Origin of the sequence: Cytobacillus eiseniae (assembly GCF_017874625.1) — a bacterium.
Lineage (GTDB): Bacteria > Bacillota > Bacilli > Bacillales > Cytobacillaceae > Cytobacillus > Cytobacillus eiseniae.
This window is the reverse complement of the sequence record NZ_JAGIKZ010000002.1, coordinates 332,035-349,765: the sequence shown is the minus strand read 5'-3', so window position 1 is coordinate 349,765 and position 17,731 is coordinate 332,035. Positions and strand designations below refer to the sequence as shown.

Here is a 17,731-nt window from a genome sequence, read left to right as displayed (position 1 = left end):
CAGCTCCAGTTTTATTCAATAGGATGTTTTCGCAACCATTGTTGTTCTTACATATTTTGGTAAATGTTGATTTCCGCTCCAGGTTGCTCCCTTTCCGCGGGGAGGGCGCTAAGCCTCCTCGTCGCTCACGCTCCTGTGGGGTCTCAGCTGTCCCACGCATCCCGCAGGAGTCTCGCACCTTCCGCTCCAATCAACCGAACTATTTGGTAAATCATTCAAACAACTACTTTAAAAACAACAATTTTTTCGAAAAGAGCCATTCAATAAAATGTATCAAAAGCGCAAGCAAAAAAACACTCTTTGTCTTATTTTGTCACAAAGAGATATCTATATGTAAGCCTGTTTCACAAACATTGTTGCCAATTAAGATAACGTTGGTAAGAGTTGATTTCCGCTTTAGACGCCCTCTGTCTGCTGAGTGTCCGCTTGATTCTCTTCAGAACAATCCCCCTGCAACAGTTGATTAAAAAGCAGAAATCTTATAGAAATGGCCATATGTAAAGAAGGAATACAATCGCATTGTATTCCTCCTCTTAATGAAGCTTGTTCTTTTTCTGAGCTTCTTTGAGCTTTTCAGGGGTCACATCATTTCCCTCAGGATCAACGATTGTTACACCTTTAAGTGTCGTCAACATGGAAGAACGAAAGGTTTCTAAATATTCCTTGCGAAGCACAGTTTGCTCCTTTGCTTCTGCATTTGTTAAACCTGTTTCCTTCGACTTCTTAGCAAGCACATTAATTCGCGCAAGTTTCTCTTTAGGTAGCATAATTCAGCTCCTTCTATCTGACATTAAACCCAAATGCCATAATACTAGAAATAAGTTTTTTTGACAAGAATCTTCACTTCTCTAGTTCTGCCTCCATATATTCTTGATACCGTCTATGGACAGTCGCTTTAGAAATATCATAGCCAAAGCCTCTTAAAGTAGCCGCAATTTCAGAAAAAGTTAACTGATTTTTCCTCAACCTAATAATTTCTTCAATTGGCACCTCAATACGTTCTCTACCCGAATGGGCACCTAGATTGGATAAATTCCTTTCGGGTTTATAGCCATTTTTGACTGCTCTTCTCATGCCGCGCTTGATCTTAATATTATGTAATTTTCTCTGGTATTCCTCTACCATGCCCACAATATTTAAAACCATTGAATCTGATTCAGAGAGCTGCAGCTCACCATTATGAGTAATACTATATAATTTCACTCCTTCTTTGAACAAACAATGAAGAATGGCGATCTTTGCATTCCCTCTTCCTATTCTTGTCTCGTCCTGTATAAGAATGACTTCTACTTGCTTTTCTTTAATTAATGATATCAGCTCCAGAATTCCTTCACGCTCAAGCTCATAGCCGCTCGCTTGTTCACTAATTATCTTCATTATTTCAAATCCATGTGAATTCGCAAGATTCATTAGCTCTTCTTCTTGTCTAGCAAGAGATGTTTCCTGTGTTGCTTTTGTTGTACTGACCCGGCAGTAGATAACGGCATTCATGTATTTGTTATTCCCTTCGATTAATGCTAATTTCTTTCAGAGCTCGCTAATTCAGTTACATTCGCATTTGTGATTTTAATAGGGATAATGAGCTCATCGCCAGGATAAATTCGATCACCTGTGATCTCGTTCGTTTTCTGTACCCACTGCACAAACTGTTTTGGAGATATTGAGTGTTCATCCGCATACTCTTCTGCAATCTGCCAAAGTGAATCTCCATTATTTACAGTAATCTTCATTAAATTTTCTTTTCCAGCACCATTATTTTGAAAGAATAGGATAAATGAAGTTAACAAGCTTAAAATGATTAAAATAATAGCATATGAATATTGATTCCACAATTTTTTTCCCATTATGTCACCCCTATAAGAATATACGTTCGATTAATTAATTTTATTATAGACCGAACATTTGTTTTGTGTCAACAAAAATTCGAACTTATGTTTGTACTTAATTGGAAAGGATGATATAATTAGGAAAAGAAATCATATGAGGTGTATTGATTATGATCAAATTATCGAAACGGCAGCAGGATATTTTAAATTTCATTAAAGAGGAAGTAAAATTGAAAGGATATCCGCCTTCTGTTAGAGAAATAGGCGAGGCCGTTGGTTTGGCTTCAAGTTCTACTGTGCATGGCCATCTTGCTAGATTAGAAACAAAAGGGTTAATCCGGAGAGATCCAACGAAACCACGTGCAATTGAAATACTAGATATGGATGATGAGGCACCAAGATTAGATTACAAAGTCATCAATGTCCCTATCGTTGGTAAAGTTACAGCTGGTATGCCCATTACAGCCATTGAAAATGTAGAGGAATACTTCCCATTACCTGAGCGTCTCGCACCAGCAGATGAGCATGTTTTTATGCTAGAAATTATGGGGGAAAGTATGATTGAAGCAGGAATTTTAGATGGGGATTATGTAATTGTAAGACAGCAAAGCTCTGCGAATAACGGGGATATCATCGTTGCAATGACAGAAGATGATGAAGCAACTGTTAAAAGGTTTTTCAAGGAAAAAGACCAAATCAGACTTCAACCAGAAAATTCATCGATGGATCCAATCATCCTACGTAACGTGACTATTTTAGGTAAAGTAATCGGGGTATATCGCGATATCCATTAAAAGTTTTGACCTTTATTTCTTATATACATAGCAAGAAGGGATGCTTAGAAAAAGCATCCCTTCTTGCATTTATTAATACATTGACATATATTGTTCTCTTTCCCATGGATGCACTTGGGTGCGGAACATATCCCACTCAATCTCTTTCGCTTCAACAAAGTGTTCAAAAATATGATCACCTAATGCGGAAACAATCGTTTCATTTTCTTTTAACTTTATAAGTGCCTCTGCCAATGTTGATGGCAGATCATCAATCCCTTCAGCAATCCGCTCCTCTTTGCTCATCACATAAATATTACGATTAACAGCTACTGGTGGAACGAGTTTATTTTTGATGCCATCGAGACCTGCTTTTAACAGAACGGCCATTGCGAGATATGGATTTGCTGCTGGATCTACACTACGAACTTCCACACGAGTACTTACTCCCCTAGAGGATGGAATTCGAATAAGCGGAGAACGATTTTGAGCAGACCAAGCTACATAGCAAGGAGCCTCATAACCAGGTACTAAGCGCTTGTATGAATTTACAGTTGGGTTTGTTACAGCTGTGAAGCTTGTTGAATGTTTCAATGTCCCAGCAATAAATTGTCTTGCTACATCACTTAATTGCAAATCCCCATTTTCATCGAAAAAAGCATTCTTTCCTTCACTAAATAACGATACATTACAGTGCATACCTGACCCGCTGACACCGAACAACGGCTTCGGCATAAAGGTTGCATGCAATCCGTGTTTGCGAGCAATCGTTTTTACAACTAGTTTAAATGTTTGAATTTGATCACATGCCATTAATGCATCTGCATATTTAAAATCAATTTCATGCTGACCAGGTGCTACCTCATGGTGTGATGCTTCAATTTCAAATCCCATTTCCTCTAATTCAAGAACGATATCCCGACGGCAGTTCTCACCTAGATCTGTTGGTGCTAAATCAAAATAGCCACCATTATCATTTAATTCCAGTGACGGATCCCCATTTTGATCTAGTTTGAATAAGAAAAATTCTGGTTCAGGTCCTAGATTAAATTCAGTGAACCCCATTTCTTCCATTTCACTTAAAATACGCTTTAAATTGTTGCGTGGGTCCCCTTGGAATGGTGTTCCATCTGCATTGTGAATATCACAAATTAGCCGGGCAACCTTCCCTTTCTCTGCAGTCCATGGGAAAACAACCCAAGTATCTAAATCAGGAAATAAATACATATCTGATTCTTCAATTCGAACAAACCCTTCGATTGATGAACCATCAAACATCATTTTATTATTTAATGCTTTATCAAGCTGACTAATCGGAATCTCAACATTTTTAATTGTACCTAAAATATCTGTAAACTGGAGACGAATAAACTTTACATTTTGTTCATCTGAAATTCGTTTAATATCTTCCCTTGTAAATCTAGCCATTCAAATTTCCTCCTCAGGATAGGTATGAATTAGTGAAAAAGCCGAGTAATATTTCCTTGATTTGACTGATTAAATCTACCCGCTTGCACAAGCTCTTTTCTAAGATGCTTTCTAATTTCATCATTAGATAATTTACGTTCTTTCGTTTCAGGCTTTAAGTCAGCAGCGAGGACATCTTTATTTTGCATGAAGAACAACTGCTTGATCCCAGCTAAATTGAGCCCCTCGTCAATTAAATCCTTAATTTCAAGCAGCTTATCAATATCATTTAGCGAAAACATTCTTCTATTTCCTTCAGATCGAGCTGGAGAAATCAATTGATGCTCCTCATAATAACGAATTTGTCTTGCAGTCAGGTCAGTCAACTGCATAACTGGGCCAATTGGAAAAAGCGGCATCGAACGTCGAATATTTTTTCTAGTCACTTTTCTCACCCTATCATCATTTCATGAAAATAACTATAAATCATGTAAGGTTTCTTGTCAAATCAATGTTAGATAATCTAACATAGATTTTTCTAGGAATAAAAACTGGCTTAAATAACGGCAGAACTAGAATGATATTAATGTCTTTGTTCTAATTATCAGCAAAAGATGGAAGCTTCTGATGTTTTCGGAGCTTGAAAGTCCATATTTAACGGTTAGGGAGGCATGTTGAGCACACGTGATAATAAATAGACGGAAATTTTCCGCTTAATTCCTCATTATTAATAAAAAAGACTTAAATAAGCGGAGGAATTCCGCCTATTGACTCAGAAAGTTCAGAAATGAGCGCTTTTCGCATTACATAAGCGGAAATTTTCCGCTTATTCTCCCTAAAAAGAGTTTCATTCAGCATTTAACCGGAAATTTTCCGGTTATTTTACTTCTGCTTGTTACTCGATTAGGAGTAAGACAATCTCATCAACTAAAGAAACTTACTTGTTGAACTGGCCATTAAATTAAAAAAACGCAGTGGGTACTTACCCTCTACGTTTTTCTGTGAAACATTATTGTTTAAAACTACCTTGAATTATTCTAATGCTGTTTTGATTGAATTGTGTTTACGATGTTGAAAAGAATCTGTTTCTCCTTTTCACTAACTAATTAATTGATTTGAATGAAGCCCTTTTCTAACAGTCCATTCAATGCATGGCAAATAGCAATTTTCACATGCGAATAAGTAAGTCCCCCCTGAACATACGCCACATACGGCGGTCGAAGCGGTCCGTCTGCTGATAGTTCAATGCTTGCACCTTGTATAAAAGCTCCAGCTGCCATAATGACTTCATCATTATAACCTGGCATTGCGCTTGGATATGGGGTTACATGTGAGTTAATCGGTGCTGCAAATTGGATGGCTTGGCAAAAAGCAATCATTTTCTCTCGATCATCAAATTGAACGGATTGGATAAGATCTGTTCGATCCACATCCCATTTTGGTGATGAATTCATTCCTAACCTTTCAAGTATAGCTGCAGTAAATACAGCGCCTTTAAGTGCTTGTCCCACTGTATGTGGAGCTAAGAAAAATCCTTGATACATTTCTTGGAGACTATATAATGACGCACCCGCCTCAGCACCTATTCCAGGTGAGGTCATACGGTATGAACATGCTTCCACATATTCCGTCTTCCCTACAATATATCCACCTGTTTTAGCAAGTCCCCCTCCAGGATTCTTTATGAGAGAACCTGCCATTAAATCAGCTCCAACATGGCATGGTTCCATTTCTTCAACAAATTCACCATAACAATTATCAACAAAAACGATCACATCTGATTTGATCTCTTTCACAAAATGGATCATTTCTTTGATTTGTTCAATCGTGAAGGATGGTCTTGTTGCATAACCTTTGGACCTTTGAATTCCAATCATCTTCGTATTTGGTTTAATATACGCTGCCACGGCATTGTAATCAATTGCTCCATCATCAGTTAATGAAACACTATTATACGAAATACCAAATTCTTTTAACGAGCCATTCCCATTTCCACGTATACCGACAATTTCTTCAAGTGTATCATATGGCTTTCCAGTCATATAAAGCAATTCATCACCTGGGCGTAGCATGCCAAATAAGCAAATAGATATCGCATGTGTGCCAGAAATAATCTGTGGCCTAACAAGAGCTGATTCTCCCCCAAAAACATCTGCATAGATCCTTTCAAGGGTGTCTCTGCCCATGTCATCATATCCATACCCTGTTGTAGGATTGAAATGAGAATCACTTACTCTGTACTTTTGGAAACTATTTAAGACACGAAATTGATTCCTATCGATTCTTTGTTCAATCTGTTTAGTAATTGTCGCAATTTGCTGCTCAACCTCTTCAACAATCGGCTGCAGCTTTTCCCCATAGGTTAAATGTTGAAACATGATGTTCTCCTATCTATCTCTTATATTTACTTAATTGACCAGCTATTTGATGATCCTCTAAATAGTATCCTTTGCACACATATAATTGTTTCTCCTCATCAAAGACTAACTCACGTAAAATCGTTTCATTCTTCAATTGAGAAAGGAGTTTTCCTTCTGTTGAAGGAACATCTACATGGTAAGAACTCATCATTTCAAGCACCATTTCTTCGATGACTTGTTTTAATTGGTTGCGGTCATGATCATCAAAAGCACTAATTTGAATGGCCTTTGTCTTCGCGATCGGAATAAAATCTGGATGCATTTGATCTTTTTTATTATACACCGTTATTTGTGGAATCTGCTCATTTCCTAAATCCTCAAGTAATTGATTCACCGTTTGCTCATGCTGATAATAATCTGGACTGGAGCTATCAACAAGATGCAGTAATAGATCTGCCTCTTTCACTTCCTCTAATGTAGAACGGAATGCTGCAATAAGTGTTGTTGGCAAGTCTTGAATAAAACCAACAGTATCTGTTAATAAGGTCAAAAAGCCGCTTGGCAAGATGACTTTTCTTGTCATAGGATCAAGTGTGGCAAATAATTGATTCTCTTCAAATGATTCCGCTTCAGTTAAGCGATTGAACAAAGTCGATTTTCCCGCATTAGTGTAACCAACAAGGGCAATCTGAAATGCTTTATTCTTCTTTCTTCTTTCACGATACCGATCCCTATGTTTCACAATGACAGAAAGCTGGGTTTTGATATCATTAATACGGCTCCGAATATGGCGACGATCAGATTCCAACTTTGTTTCACCTGGTCCTCTTGTCCCAATCCCTGCACCTAGTCTTGACATTTGAACCCCTTGCCCCATCAGACGAGGCAGCAAATATTGAAGTTGAGCAAGTTCAACTTGTAATTTCCCCTCTTTCGAACGTGCCCTCCCGGCAAATATATCAAGAATCAATTGTGTGCGATCAATGATCCTTACATCAAGTTCCTTGGAAAGGTTGCGAACTTGGCTAGGCGATAATTCATCATTGAAGATGATAATGTCTGCCTCCATCTCCTCATGCAATGCAACTAATTCCGCCACTTTTCCTTTTCCAATATATGTAGCTGGATGGATGCGCTCCCTTTTCTGACTAATAGTAGCTAGAACTTCCCCCTTAGCTGTTTCTGTTAAAGAACCAAGTTCATCCATCGAATAGCCAAAACGCTGATCGTCCACATTCGTTTGACAACCAACAAGAATTACTTTCTCAAGTTCTGTCTTAATTTCCAATCAATAACCCTCTTTCCTCGTTATTCTATTGTACATCATAACAAAAATCACAAATGAACTCTAATTTTCATATTGAACAACTATATTTCAGAAAAGGATTGTAAATCTTCCAATCTTTGATAAAATCATATTGTTTGTTATGTATTAAATTATGTTTTCATAGAGATAATTTATACTTGTTCTATTAATAACCGAATTTCACATCATTTGAGGAGAACATAAATGACTTGGGAAGTATTAAGTATGATCGGAACTGTAGCATTTGCCATTAGCGGAGCGATTGTGGCAATGGAAGAAGAGTATGATATTTTAGGCGTTTATATTCTAGGAATTGTGACCGCTTTTGGTGGAGGAGCTATTCGTAATCTACTAATAGGTGTTCCGATTTCTGCGTTATGGGAACAAGGCTTATTTTTTCAGATTGCTTTACTGTCAATTACTGCAGTTTTTCTTTTTCCACAAAATTTATTAAAACATTGGCAGAGATGGGGCAATTTTTTTGACGCCATTGGTCTGTCTGCATTCGCCATTCAAGGAGCTCTCTATGCCTCACAAATGAATCATCCGCTTAGTGCAATTATCGTTGCTGCTGTATTAACTGGAAGTGGTGGAGGAATTGTTCGTGATCTTCTAGCAAAAAGAAAGCCGCTTGTCCTTAATTCCGAAATATATGCAGCATGGGCCATTCTAAGTGGTCTAGCTATTGGACTTAAAATAGCAATTTCACCTCTTGAACTTTATGCTTTATTTATTATTATTACTAGTCTAAGAGTACTTTCCTATACATTTAAATGGAAGCTACCTATTCGAAAATTAAGTACGTAAAAAGGATTCCAAGTACAGGAATCCTTTTTTTCTGTCTAGGAAACTATAAAATCGCACGTTGTGTATAACTTTATGAGTAGTTTAGTCTACGCCGATCGCCTATCAAACTTCAGTACTGCCCCGCAACGATTGCGTCAAACACGGTTAGCTCACGCTCACGGTGTTTCCTTATCGAGAGGGGCAGTTATCCAATTTGTACGTCGAGACCTTAGACGCCTGCACTTTTGTTTCTTACTCTTCTTCAAATACTAAATCATTGCTTCTAATTGTAACTAGTTCATGTCGATCATACGTATTTTGCATGAGAAGCCTCATCGCCTGTGCTCTTATTGATTTTTCAATTACGTTACGAACATATCTGCCATTCGAAAAGCTTATAGGATTCAATTGTGTTTTCACCCAAAAAAGATGTTCCCGAAGCTTTTTCTCTGCTTCATGGCTGAAAACATATTCCCGTTCCTTCATCATCTTTTCACCTATTTCCATCAATTGAACAATGGAGTAATCAGGAAAATCAACAACGAGTGGGAATCGTGAATGCAGTCCAGGATTTAAAGTAAGGAAATAGTCCATCTCTCTGGAGTAGCCTGCAAGGATAAGGATGAACTCATGCTGCTTATCTTCCATATGCTTGACAAGCGTATCAATCGCTTCTTTGCCAAAATCCTTCTCCCCACCTCTGCCTAACGAATACGCTTCATCTATAAATAGGATGCCACCAATTGCCTTTTTAATTAAATCACGTGTTTTCTGCGCGGTATGTCCGATGTATTCCCCAACAAGGTCTGCACGCTCTGCTTCGATTAAATGACCCTTTGATAATACATTCATTCTCTGAAAAAGCTTCCCAATTAATCGCGCAACCGTCGTCTTCCCTGTGCCAGGATTTCCTTTAAACATCATATGGAGAGACTGTTTGCCTGCCTTGAGTCCAGCTTCTTCCCGCTTTTTATTTACATATATCCATGCATAAACTTCCTTAATCAGCTTTTTCATTTCTTCCATTCCAACAAGAGTACTAAGCTCTTCTTCAATATCTTTGAGTGCCGTATGCTCTGGTGGAATTTCATCAGACACTTGTAGTGGCTCTGGCAATTCCTTTGTCAATATTTTTCGATTCTGTGAATTAAAAACAATGCTTATCTGACCATTATTTTTCAATCGCATCGGCTGGTCCAAAAGCTTTCACCTCACGTTCTCAAAACAGTATACGCCTAGAAGTATTTTTTGTGACAAATGCCTATATCCCCAATACGGATTGATTCTTAGAAACAATACTATATCTATATGTATTCAAGCCCTGCGAACTTCATTAAAGATTTTGCTGAAATCATACAAAAAACCACGCTTAATATGGAATCTTAATTTGTGGGAAGATTGATTTTGTAAATGGAGACATTGATAAAGCGACTAGTCTAAGTTACTAACTTTTTGAAAAGGCAAAATCGTAACAAATGGAGACAATTGTAGAATAGATGGCAATCGTGAAACTTATGAAAGCAAAGATGATCTTAATGCATTTACGGATAACTAAACGGAAAGGTGTAAAAACGACACGCCTACTAGGACACAGTTGACTAAAGTACTGGAATAAGGCGAATAAAGAAAAGAGGAGTCTTCTCCTCTCTTCTCCACAAAGATGAAATTTTTCATTCTATTATTATGTCTGCGTTTGCGTCTCATTGCTATAAGTAGTTTTGCGTGTTTTCCTATTCCTCACTCTTGGAATATGGTCCCAGAATAAAAGTAATGTGATTACAAAGAAGATTGTAAAAGGTGCATGTGAAGCAAGGAATCCTAAGAATTCTACACTATATTGTGTACCTCCGTAATTATAAAGTGTATGTATAAATATAACTGCATAGATACTCTTAGTCCTAATATAACAAATCAGAAAAAAAATACCGAAAGCAAAATATTGGAGTAACCCCAATATAATATCTAATATCGAATAAAAATCAAATAATATTAACATTCTTGGAAGATGGCTTACACTAAAAAGCGCTTGGGATAGGATGATAACCATGATTAAGTTAAATAATGACTGTTTGTTTTTATCAATAGCGCAATAAACGGTATAAAATAAGAATCCCCTATAAATAATTTCTTCGTGCATCCCAACTCCCAAAAAATCTAAAAAGAAGGTCAATGATTCTTTCCAAGAATTACTTGTAACATATTTTGCCGAATAAGGATACTCAAAAAATAAGTTGATAAAAACCCCTTCGATCTGAAGAAGTACAATAATAATTATAATAACTATAAATCCAATTTTAAAATCTCTTATAGAAAAAATCCCAATTTCCCTAAATAAATCTTTAATTCTCATTTTCATTATGTATCTAATTATTAATAAACAACCACATAAACTTATAGTACTAGTAAGTAGATTCCAAGGTATAACATAGATAATGTCACTTGGAATGGAGAAAATTAATTTTTGAATGAGATCTGAACGAAGAAAGATGAATAGTGTAACACTTATTTCAAATACAAATATTAAAATGATTGAAATTATTAGATTTGATAATTTAGTAACATGATATGTTCGAAAGATATCAATATTTTTTATATGGATTATAAACAGAATTGAAACTAAAAGATATATTGCACTCAAAGTATACATAAAAAAATTTGAATTATGTAGTAAACCCAAAATCATAAGTATTTGAGATGAAAAGAAAAATAAGTAAATAAATATTGTATAAATATATACGTATTTTCCTTTAAAGTATAAAAACACAGAAAATAACAAAAATAAACCAGCTAGTAGCAAAGATTCATATTCCATAAAATATGGTGACTGGAAGTACTTGTTTGCAATAATAGCAGTACAAACACTACCAATAAATAGCAATCCTACTGTTAGGATAATAAATAAAGCAAGGTTTTTATTAATCGTCCACCGAGAAAATACTTTCATTTTCTTAAAGACCACCTTAACGCAAAATGCTGAGATTCTATAAGTTCATAGCCAATTTAAATTTACTAACAAAGAAGATAGAAAATACGAGGAATCTAAAATATTGATAGTCCTAGAGATCTTTTCATTTTTTTATTATCGTGTGAGGATTAAATACATAGTATTAATTTTTATAACATGGGGAAATCCATAATTTTCTAATTTACGTATTAAGGTTACGAAATTTTCAGATATATATCAATATTACTTATTAATTATTCACAAAATATACACATCTATTACAGAATGAAATAATGAAAATAACCCGTTTCGAATAAGAAACGGGTTTTGTATGTCTATATATAATGAATTATTGATTATCCATATCGAGTTGAACATTACGTTGAGGAGCAAATGTTGAAATGGCGTGTTTGTATACGAGCTGCTGCTTCCCTTCAGATTCAAAAAGTACTGTAAAATTATCAAAGCCTTTAATTTGTCCGCGAATCTGGAATCCATTTAATAAAAATACAGTGACATTTGTGTTATCCTTGCGAAGCTGATTTAAAAATTGGTCTTGAATATTGATAGAAGTTTTCATCCTTATATCCTCCTCTTTTATCTCTAATACTATGTATTCGATTTTATTTGTAGCTTTCCTTCAATATGTGTTGAAATTTCATTAAGTTTTTTTTCTACATTTGCTGAATTGATTGTTGCTGTCATCTCAAACCAATCGACATTCATTTTATTTCGGAACCATGTGAGCTGTCTTTTAGCATACCTGCGTGAATTCTGCTTTAATTGCTCGATCGCATCTTCTAAAGAAGAACGATGATTTAAGTATTGATAAATTTCTTTATAGCCGATTGCTTGAATCGATTGACAGTCCTTTACTCCTTGATGAAACAAATTCTCCACTTCCGGAAGAAGTCCTTCCTGAACCATAAGATCTACCCTCTGATTTATCCTGCCATAAAGTATTTCTCGTTCCATTGTTAAACCAATGATCACTGTTTGATACAATAAATCTGGCACTTGTCTCTCCTGATAGTCACTAACTGTTTTTCCTGTACAATGAATGACTTCTAGAGCACGAATGACCCTACGGATATTATTCGGGTGAATTTTACTGGCACTTTCTGGATCCACTTCCATTAATTCTTGGTGAAGCTTCTCATTGCCATCTATTTTTGCTTTTTCCTCCAGCACCCTTCTAAAGGAATCATCAGAAGGTGCATCAGAAAATTGATAATCATAAATAACGGATTGGATGTATAAACCTGTACCGCCAACAATCATTGGCAGCTTATTTCTACTCGTAATTTCTGCTATTTTCTCTCTTACTAATTGTTGAAATTCAGCAACAGAAAAAGGTTCATCTGGATTTTTGATATCAATTAAATGGTGGGGAACCCCATCCATTTCTTCTTGCTTTATTTTAGCTGTACCAATATCCATTCCCCGATAGATTTGCATTGAATCCCCGCTGATTATCTCTCCGTTAAATCGTTTGGCCAATTCAATACTTAATTTCGTCTTGCCTACTGCTGTTGGACCAATTAGCACTAAAAGCTTATCTTTCTCTTTCAATTTGTTCACACTGCCTTTACTACAACGATAATATCCTTTTCATCATTAGATGAATTTGGATATTTTCTATAATCGTAACACAAAGTAATCATACTTTCCTGTTTTAACCCTCTTCTATTTTTGTGTCACATAACTTCCTATATCGTATGAATGTACGACAAATAGTGGCTTCCTAACATCTAAGCATTATTAACAGATTTACCTCATCCTATTCATCCGACAATAGTCATTTGTTTATGGATAATTTTTCTTCTTTCATTACATTTCATTAACGTTTCGATAACAATCCATAAGAACCCCCAAAAAACATGATACCGTATGAGAAGGTTTTAATGAAAATGAAAGAATTAGGTGGGAAAATTATGTTAGCAACTTATGAAATCGGGATTGACCTTGGAACTGCCAATATATTAGTCTATTGTAAAAATAAAGGAATTACATATAATGAGCCATCTGTAGTAGCAATGGATACAATAACGAAAAAAGTGTTAGCAGTTGGAATCGAAGCAAAACAAATGATTGGAAAAACCCCTGGAAAAATTGTTGCGATTCGTCCGTTAAAAGATGGGGTTATCGCTGATTATGACACAACTACAGAAATGCTGCGTTATGTAATGACGAAAGCAACAAAGAAAGCTGGTTTTTCTATTAGAAAACCAAATGTCATCATATGTACGCCTTCAGGATCAACAAGTGTAGAGAGAAGAGCCATTCATGATGCCGTTAAAAATGCCGGGGCAAAACAGGTACATTTAATCGAAGAACCTGTTGCAGCCGCTATTGGCGCTAACTTACCAGTTGATGAACCTGTCGCCAATGTAGTTGTAGATATCGGAGGCGGCTCTACAGAAGTCGCAATTATTTCCTATGGAGGCGTTGTTTCTTGTCATTCCGTTCGTATTGGCGGGGATAAGTTGGATGATGACATTATTCATTATGTTCGAAAAGAATTCAATGTCCTTATTGGAGAAAGAACAGCTGAGCAAGTGAAAGTTGAACTTGGTTACGCACTTGTTGACCATGACGAAATAACAATGGAGGTTCGCGGACGGGATCTTGTAACTGGACTACCGAAAACAATCACCTTATCTTCCTATAAAATTCGTGATGCAATGAAAGAATCATTGCTGCATATCCTTGAAGCAATCCGTGCAACTTTGGAAGATTGTCCAGCAGAACTTAGTGGGGATATCGTTGATAGAGGTGTCATATTATCTGGAGGCGGCGCCCTAATTAATGGATTACAGGAATGGATTTCAAATGAAATTTTTGTCCCTGTCCATCTAGCCCCTAGCCCATTAGAATCAGTTGCTATTGGAACGGGCAAAGCTTTAAAATATATTGGAAAGTTGCAAACAGCAGTAAAATAAAATAGATATTCTTGAGAAGAACAATGTTCAAGATGAACATTGTTCTTCTCTTTTTATTAGTTAACATAATAATATTATTATATACTTGAATTTGTTATTAAAGTCAGCTGTGATATTTCTATACAGTTTACATAATATTATTATCATCTTCTATCTTTCGTGAAATTCATTTTAATATTATCTCTTCTATTTATTAGCACATGCGAATCTTACAGTCATTTCTCAATTGAACTATAATTTGTTATTATCTCTCCTTCTACTTAATTCACGCATCCTCTTCCATTGAATAATTATCACACAGTCTAGTGTTTACTTATGTATAATCCCTCTAAAATTTCACACACTAAAAAAAAATCGAGGTGAATAATATGCCTGCCAATTTTTTTAGAATATTTAATGCGATTTGTTTATGGGTAATTGTTATAATCTTTCTGCCAAAACAATCTTTTAAAAGGTATTTACCTGTCACATTTTTTTGCTCTTTTCTTCTACTTATTATTGAAATGTTAAGTCCAATATTTAATTGGTGGAAAGTAAAGGGCGGTTACAAATATATGGTATTTGACGCATTAGCTTTTATCTTGGGTCCGTTTTTTACAATTAATTTATGGATATTTCATTTAACTTTTGGAAAATTTTCGTTATATGCTATTTCAAATCTTGTTATTGACTTTATTTTTGCTTATTTGCTATGCCCGATTTTCCAAAAAATTGGACATTTCAAATTCAAGAAATTCACTTCAACTAAAATTTTTGTCCTTTACTATTTCCTTTCTCTGTTGAATTATGGATTCCAAAAATACATTGAGAAGCCAAATAAAAACATATAAAGCTAATCAACTATTAGCTTATTCCTATCCACCAAACTCTTTAGGGTAACCTTAAGAGTTTGAGTTGTCAGCTAAAAAAACAATCATTGTGACTCTAATAACTGCAATAATGCCTAGGTATAACTTAATCCGTGCTAAACTGCTTATTTTTTCAGCTGATTTTTATATTTACAGTAAAATCACTCCTATTTTTGTTATTTTTTTGAAACCTTCTTATAGACCCTAACGTAGTAAAATAAAATAAATGTTTAGGGTGATAATATGAAAAATAATCTTAAAAATGTATTAATTGGCATTCTAATTACTCTCCCCATAGCATCTATCACATCATTTGTTCTCGGTTACTGGAAAATAGGCATTGCAATTGGTGGTGCATTTGTCTGGCTATTACAACCAATAAGTGAATATTATTCAGATAAAAACAGAGAATACTTATTTAGCAGCTATTCAAAAAATAAACAAAGTAATAATCACAATAAATACTTTGACTAATTGTGATACCTGACAAAGGTATCATTTTTTGAATCATCCTACAAATAACAAATGAGCAGGAGCCGAAGCTGGACGTAGACTAAACTACTCATAAAATTTTACACAACGTGCGAGTTTATATTTTCCTAAATGATAAAAAAAGCAACAGAAAACCTCGTCAAAGGTTCTCCATTGCTTTATCCTACATCACCCGCTTAAACATCTTCTCCATCTCATAAATCGAATACTGAATAATGATTGGACGTCCGTGTGGGCATGTAAATGGATCGGTCGTTTGTCTTAGTTCATCAAGCAATGCTTGGATTTCATCATTTCTTAAATGATGATTGGCTTTAATCGATGCCTTACAGCTCATCATAATGGCCGCTTCTTCCCGCAGTTTTTTAATATCAACTCGCTTCATAGAAAGCAGCTGCTCAATCATATCTTCAATAATTTCTTGCTCTTCTCCTTTTGGAAGCCATTGGGGATGGGAGCGAATAATATAGCTGTTATGACCGAACGGCTCTAAGAATACACCAACTTTTTCTAGTTCGTGCTTGTATTCATCAATTTTGATAAATTCATCAGTTGAGTATTCAAAAGTAAGCGGAATGAGCATTTCTTGGAGCTCACTTTCAACTTGTCCTACTTTTTCTTTGAAATATTCGTATTTAATCCGTTCTTGAGCTGCATGCTGGTCAATGATATATAGTCCTTTTTCATTTTGAGCAAATATATAGGTCCCGTGCATTTGTCCTATTGGATATAGAGGGGGAACCCTAGATGCTAAAGGCTGCTCAGATGATTGAAAATGAATGTCGCTATCTTCTTCTTTAGTTATCGCTTCCCTATTTGCTTCATATGAAGGAACGCTCATCCCTTTTTCTTCATGAAAAACATTCGATTGGATGGAGAAAACGTCTTTCTGCGGCATAGCTTCTGCAATATTTTCCACAATATAAGCTGGTTTGAATTCTTCAATATTTGTTTCTTGAATCGGTCGAGCATTTGGCATATGATCCAAATTTAAAAATGTTTGTTCCTCTCTCGGTTTAACTGCTTTCGGTTCTGTAAAGCCTGTTGGAATTAATTGTTGTGACTTAAATGCGTTCTTAAACGCTTCAGTTACTAGAATATTTAATTCCTGCTCCTTACTTAGTCGCACTTCCATTTTAGAAGGATGTACATTCACATCCACTAATAATGGATCCATTTCAATATTTAATAAGGCAATAGGGTAACGGCCAATTGGCAGCAGTGTATGATAGCCTTCCTGAATCGCTTTTGCCAGCGGATAATTTTTAATGAATCGGCCATTGATCATCGTTGATATATAATTTCTGGAGGCCCTCGTGATTTCTGGTAATGCCGCATAGCCATTTATACGAAAATCTAAAGATTGTGCTTCAATTGGCACCATTTTTTTAACAATATTTAAGCCATAAATAGCTGCTAACACTTGGCGGACATCGCCATTTCCATTCGTATGCAATAGTTTTCGGTCATTATGAATAAGCCGAATAGATACCTCTGGATGCGCTAGTGCCAAACGATTGACAACATCTGTAATATTCCCAAGTTCTGTATGGATCGTTTTCATATATTTTAGCCTTGCAGGTGTATTGAAAAAGAGATCTGACACCGTTAAATCTGTTCCTTTTCTTGCAGGTGCCCTTTCTATTTCTTGAACCTTGCCACCTTCTACTTGAATGCGAGTACCAATATCTCCTGTGGACGTTTTCATATCGATTCTTGAAACAGAGGCAATACTCGGCAATGCTTCACCACGGAATCCAAGTGTACGTATACGAAAAAGATCTGTTTCATCTTTAATTTTGCTAGTTGCATGACGCTGAAAGGCGGTCAGTACATCATCTTCCTCAATGCCATCCCCATTGTCAATAATACGAATTTTTGCAAGACCAGCTTCTTCTGTCTCAATTTCAATCACTGTACTGCCTGCATCAATCGCATTTTCTACTAGTTCTTTAACAACAGATGCAGGCCTTTCAACTACTTCCCCAGCAGCTATTTTATTCGAAAGGGCATCATCAAGCTGGATGATTTTTGTCATTGCCTACAC

General features: G+C 35.8%; 16 protein-coding genes. 4 read left to right on the top strand and 12 right to left on the bottom strand.

Going from position 1 to position 17,731, the window contains the following annotated elements:
- Positions 1-533: 533 nt before the first annotated feature.
- From J2Z40_RS03865 to yneA, 3 genes are all read right to left on the bottom strand, one after another.
- The gene (locus tag J2Z40_RS03865) at positions 534-767 is read right to left on the bottom strand and encodes a DUF896 domain-containing protein (RefSeq protein WP_066393830.1); all 234 of its coding nucleotides are present in this window, start codon (positions 765-767) and stop codon (positions 534-536) included.
- Positions 768-840: 73 nt separating this feature from the next.
- Positions 841-1,491, bottom strand: a complete 651-nt coding sequence (locus J2Z40_RS03860; protein WP_066393827.1) for a YneB family resolvase-like protein — start codon at positions 1,489-1,491, stop codon at positions 841-843.
- A gap of 26 nt (positions 1,492-1,517) precedes the next feature.
- Positions 1,518-1,844, bottom strand: a complete 327-nt coding sequence (gene yneA / locus J2Z40_RS03855) for a cell division suppressor protein YneA (protein ID WP_066393824.1) — start codon at positions 1,842-1,844, stop codon at positions 1,518-1,520.
- Between the two features lie 152 nt (positions 1,845-1,996).
- Between yneA and lexA the strand changes: the two genes are divergently transcribed.
- Positions 1,997-2,620: a transcriptional repressor LexA gene (gene lexA, locus J2Z40_RS03850; protein WP_066393814.1), complete on the top strand. Its 624-nt coding sequence runs from the start codon at positions 1,997-1,999 to the stop codon at positions 2,618-2,620.
- A gap of 72 nt (positions 2,621-2,692) precedes the next feature.
- On the opposite strand, the gene glnA is transcribed toward lexA, so the two are convergent.
- The 4 genes from glnA to hflX all read right to left on the bottom strand — a co-directional run bounded on the left by glnA (position 2,693) and on the right by hflX (position 7,654).
- Positions 2,693-4,027 carry a type I glutamate--ammonia ligase gene (glnA, locus tag J2Z40_RS03845; protein ID WP_066393812.1) on the bottom strand — a complete coding sequence of 445 codons (1,335 nt, stop codon included), beginning with the start codon at positions 4,025-4,027 and terminating at the stop codon, positions 2,693-2,695.
- Between the two features lie 29 nt (positions 4,028-4,056).
- Complete coding sequence (locus J2Z40_RS03840) at positions 4,057-4,452, bottom strand: MerR family transcriptional regulator (protein WP_066393811.1); 396 nt, start codon at positions 4,450-4,452, stop codon at positions 4,057-4,059.
- Between the two features lie 660 nt (positions 4,453-5,112).
- Positions 5,113-6,384 (bottom strand): methionine gamma-lyase family protein, encoded by a 1,272-nt coding sequence (locus J2Z40_RS03835; RefSeq protein ID WP_066393809.1) that lies wholly within the window; start codon positions 6,382-6,384, stop codon positions 5,113-5,115.
- Positions 6,385-6,397: 13 nt separating this feature from the next.
- Positions 6,398-7,654: a GTPase HflX gene (hflX, locus tag J2Z40_RS03830; RefSeq protein ID WP_066393807.1), complete on the bottom strand. Its 1,257-nt coding sequence runs from the start codon at positions 7,652-7,654 to the stop codon at positions 6,398-6,400.
- 222 nt (positions 7,655-7,876) lie between these two features.
- Here hflX and J2Z40_RS03825 point away from each other — a divergent pair, with 222 nt between their 5' ends.
- On the top strand, positions 7,877-8,479 hold the full coding sequence (locus J2Z40_RS03825) for a trimeric intracellular cation channel family protein (RefSeq protein ID WP_066393803.1): 603 nt from the start codon (positions 7,877-7,879) through the stop codon (positions 8,477-8,479).
- A gap of 231 nt (positions 8,480-8,710) precedes the next feature.
- On the opposite strand, the gene spoVK is transcribed toward J2Z40_RS03825, so the two are convergent.
- The 4 genes from spoVK to miaA all read right to left on the bottom strand — a co-directional run bounded on the left by spoVK (position 8,711) and on the right by miaA (position 12,974).
- Positions 8,711-9,658 (bottom strand): stage V sporulation protein K, encoded by a 948-nt coding sequence (spoVK, locus tag J2Z40_RS03820; protein ID WP_066393799.1) that lies wholly within the window; start codon positions 9,656-9,658, stop codon positions 8,711-8,713.
- A gap of 481 nt (positions 9,659-10,139) precedes the next feature.
- Positions 10,140-11,402 (bottom strand): CPBP family intramembrane glutamic endopeptidase, encoded by a 1,263-nt coding sequence (locus J2Z40_RS03815; RefSeq protein WP_066393796.1) that lies wholly within the window; start codon positions 11,400-11,402, stop codon positions 10,140-10,142.
- Between the two features lie 349 nt (positions 11,403-11,751).
- Positions 11,752-11,982, bottom strand: a complete 231-nt coding sequence (gene hfq, locus J2Z40_RS03810) for an RNA chaperone Hfq (RefSeq protein ID WP_053475754.1) — start codon at positions 11,980-11,982, stop codon at positions 11,752-11,754.
- 29 nt (positions 11,983-12,011) lie between these two features.
- The gene (miaA, locus tag J2Z40_RS03805; RefSeq protein ID WP_066393792.1) at positions 12,012-12,974 is read right to left on the bottom strand and encodes a tRNA (adenosine(37)-N6)-dimethylallyltransferase MiaA; all 963 of its coding nucleotides are present in this window, start codon (positions 12,972-12,974) and stop codon (positions 12,012-12,014) included.
- Positions 12,975-13,336: 362 nt separating this feature from the next.
- Here miaA and mreBH point away from each other — a divergent pair, with 362 nt between their 5' ends.
- The gene (gene mreBH, locus J2Z40_RS03800) at positions 13,337-14,344 is read left to right on the top strand and encodes a rod-share determining protein MreBH (protein WP_066399242.1); all 1,008 of its coding nucleotides are present in this window, start codon (positions 13,337-13,339) and stop codon (positions 14,342-14,344) included.
- A gap of 1,091 nt (positions 14,345-15,435) precedes the next feature.
- Entirely contained in the window at positions 15,436-15,666 is a 231-nt protein-coding gene (locus J2Z40_RS03795; RefSeq protein ID WP_066393787.1) for a hypothetical protein, read from the top strand.
- Between the two features lie 181 nt (positions 15,667-15,847).
- Here J2Z40_RS03795 and mutL read toward each other — a convergent pair whose 3' ends face one another.
- Positions 15,848-17,722, bottom strand: a complete 1,875-nt coding sequence (gene mutL, locus J2Z40_RS03790) for a DNA mismatch repair endonuclease MutL (protein WP_066393785.1) — start codon at positions 17,720-17,722, stop codon at positions 15,848-15,850.
- Between the last annotated feature and the right edge of the window lie 9 nt (positions 17,723-17,731).

Bases quoted from the DNA above. Each gene is read 5' to 3' on its own strand.
- J2Z40_RS03865 (WP_066393830.1), bottom strand. From the start codon at position 767: ATGCTACCTAAAGAGAAACTTGCGCGAATTAATGTGCTTGCTAAGAAG.
- J2Z40_RS03860 (WP_066393827.1), bottom strand. From the start codon at position 1,491: ATGAATGCCGTTATCTACTGCCGGGTCAGTACAACAAAAGCAACACAG.
- yneA (WP_066393824.1), bottom strand. From the start codon at position 1,844: ATGGGAAAAAAATTGTGGAATCAATATTCATATGCTATTATTTTAATC.
- lexA (WP_066393814.1), top strand. From the start codon at position 1,997: ATGATCAAATTATCGAAACGGCAGCAGGATATTTTAAATTTCATTAAA.
- glnA (WP_066393812.1), bottom strand. From the start codon at position 4,027: ATGGCTAGATTTACAAGGGAAGATATTAAACGAATTTCAGATGAACAA.
- J2Z40_RS03835 (WP_066393809.1), bottom strand. From the start codon at position 6,384: ATGTTTCAACATTTAACCTATGGGGAAAAGCTGCAGCCGATTGTTGAA.
- J2Z40_RS03825 (WP_066393803.1), top strand. From the start codon at position 7,877: ATGACTTGGGAAGTATTAAGTATGATCGGAACTGTAGCATTTGCCATT.
- J2Z40_RS03815 (WP_066393796.1), bottom strand. From the start codon at position 11,402: ATGAAAGTATTTTCTCGGTGGACGATTAATAAAAACCTTGCTTTATTT.
- hfq (WP_053475754.1), bottom strand. From the start codon at position 11,982: ATGAAAACTTCTATCAATATTCAAGACCAATTTTTAAATCAGCTTCGC.
- mreBH (WP_066399242.1), top strand. From the start codon at position 13,337: ATGTTAGCAACTTATGAAATCGGGATTGACCTTGGAACTGCCAATATA.
- J2Z40_RS03795 (WP_066393787.1), top strand. From the start codon at position 15,436: ATGAAAAATAATCTTAAAAATGTATTAATTGGCATTCTAATTACTCTC.
- mutL (WP_066393785.1), bottom strand. From the start codon at position 17,722: ATGACAAAAATCATCCAGCTTGATGATGCCCTTTCGAATAAAATAGCT.